This is a genomic window from Teichococcus deserti, from assembly GCF_001982615.1.
In the GTDB taxonomy this organism is placed as follows: domain Bacteria; phylum Pseudomonadota; class Alphaproteobacteria; order Acetobacterales; family Acetobacteraceae; genus Pseudoroseomonas; species Pseudoroseomonas deserti.
In genome coordinates, this window is sequence record NZ_MLCO01000462.1 from 1 (window position 1) to 546 (window position 546).

1 protein-coding gene is annotated in these 546 nt (G+C 72.7%); it reads left to right on the top strand.

All coding sequences use genetic code 11. The annotated features are described in order from the left end of the window. The coding region (locus BKE38_RS29045; protein WP_131829789.1) for an NAD(P)/FAD-dependent oxidoreductase at positions 1 to 546 on the top strand (546 nt) is incomplete at both ends.

Below are 546 nucleotides of genomic sequence, written 5' to 3' on the forward strand. Positions count from 1 at the left end.
TCCCCGCCATGCTGGTCAAGCCGCTGGGGCCACTGACGCTGCGCTGGATGGGCCTGCCGTCGATGCTGCCCTGGCTGCGCCACTTCGCCGCCGCCAGCCTGCCCGGCCGGGTCGAGGCCGGCACCACGGCGCTGGCCGGCCTGCTGGCCACGGCGCGGTCCGATTGGGAGACGGAGCTCGGCCTGTCCGGCCTGACCTCGATCATGCGGCAGCAGGGCGCGCTGAACGTCTTCGAGACCGAAGCCGGCAAGGCCGCCGCGCTGGCCGAGACGCCGACGCTGGCGCGCTTCGGCATCCGCACGCGCGATCTTTCCCCCGAGGAAGTTCTCGCCCTGCTGCCGGGCCTGAAGAAGAAGCCGGCGGGCGGCCGCATCTTCACCGATGCCGCCCATGTGCTGAACCCCTATCGCCTGGTGCGGGCGCTGGCGGAAAAATTCGTGGTCGAAGGCGGCGGGCTGCTGGCCCAGCCGGTCACCGGCTTCAAGCGCGATGGGGGCCGCATCACGGCGCTGACCCTGCCGCAGGGCGAGCAGCCGGTCAGCGCCA